This is a genomic window from Flavonifractor sp. An4, from assembly GCF_002161755.1.
In the GTDB taxonomy this organism is placed as follows: Bacteria; Bacillota; Clostridia; order Oscillospirales; family Oscillospiraceae; genus Flavonifractor; species Flavonifractor avicola.
Genome location: NZ_NFIL01000095.1, coordinates 1 through 1,514 on the forward strand (window position 1 = coordinate 1; position 1,514 = coordinate 1,514).

The window sequence follows — 1,514 nt, forward strand, 5'->3', positions numbered from 1 at the left end:
CCAGTGGGCCGTGGACTATTTTAACGACCCGAATGCCGATAAAGAGCCCGAGCGGAAGCCGTCCGTCAAACAGGGCAAGGCTGTGACCCGGCCCGCAGCTCCCATCCAGCCGAACAAGGTTCCCGCCCCGGCAGGCGAGACCTATGAGCAGATGTCCCTTCTGGGAGGTGACGGGCGATGAACAAAGCTGAGTGCCGAAAATATGCCGGGGAACCCTTGCATATTCGTGCGAACAGCGGCCTGCTGTGCGCAGACCAGATCGAGTGGCTGACCACCGCCCGTGTCCGGGTGATAGGCCACCGCCGCACCCTCGTGCTCCAGGTCTATTCCCGGGCCGGGGCGGCACAGGGGGACCTGCTTCCCAAATGGACCGTGTTCCAGCAGAAGGACGACTATCTCACGCTGGAGCGCCGGGAGGATGGCACTGCATCCTGGCGCACGGCGTGCTTTGAGCGGCTGTCCCCTAATTGGAACTTCGTCTCCCGCTGTGCCTTCCTTACCCAGTCTGACCGAAAGTGCATCAGCCGCTTTTTCCATGATGATACGCAGGACGGCTTCGGCTGCCTGACGGCCCATCAAAAGCTGATACAGGAGGACCGGCAAAAGGCCCGGCAACGGAAGGAGCGCCGCAGGATCAACGCCCGGATGCAGTCTGTCCCACCAGTTCCCCGGGGCCTGAAACGATGGCTGTACCGCAAAATCATGCCGGCGTACTTCTTCTATGACGCCGTGAAGGACAGAAAAACCGTCCCCGGCGTCTGCTCCGCCTGCGGCAGGGAAATCTCGCTGTCCGGCGTCAGGTACAACGGGAAAGCCCTCTGCCCATCCTGCGGCCGGGAGCTGACAATGAAATCCCGCGGCCGCATGGGAAAGCTGACTGACCAAGAGACCTGCCAGGTCATACAGAGGACCGCCCCAGACGAGGTCGTGGTCCGGGTGTTCAAGGCCACCCTCCATCATGCAGACCCTGAACTGGACCTTTGGGAGGCCGCCCGCCAGTTCATCCGCCAGAGACCCAGTGGCAAGCTGGAGACCAGCCAATATTACAGCTCCTTTGGCGTATGGAAAGCCGGGACCCGTCCCGTGTTCAGCCGCTGGCAGTACAACTTTGCGGCGGATGTCTGCGGCTATGTCTATCCCGGCAACCTGCCGGTCGCCCTTCGTGACACGCCGTGGCAATACTGCCCTGTCACGCAGTTTTGCGGCTATTTCCAGGAGCCGGTAGAACTAAAGCCGCTTCTCACATCTTATATTACCCAGCCCAAAATCGAACATCTGGTCAAGGTGGGCTTTTGTGATCTGGTGTCCGACTTGATTTACAGACATCAGACCGTGCGCCTGGATCAGGAGCAGAACCGGACACACCGGCTTCTCTGTGTAGGTGCCGAGGATGTCCCCTTCCTTCGGGATATGCGCATCAGAGCTTCCGGGCTGGCCAGCTTCCAAACATATTACAGCATGGGCCTGAAGGACCGGCAGGCGCTATTCCTCTGGCAGAACAGGCATGGCATCTA

The 1,514-nt window shown here is 60.3% G+C and carries 2 protein-coding genes; both read left to right on the forward strand.

Annotated features, from left to right (window positions below; all coding sequences use genetic code 11):
* Positions 1-181: hypothetical protein (locus tag B5F94_RS16555; protein WP_158100318.1), on the forward strand; the 181-nt coding region annotated here is incomplete at its 5' end.
* A partial coding sequence (locus tag B5F94_RS15795) for a hypothetical protein (RefSeq protein ID WP_087331509.1) occupies positions 178-1,514 on the forward strand: 1,337 nt, incomplete at its 3' end. The genes B5F94_RS16555 and B5F94_RS15795, both read left to right, overlap by 4 nt.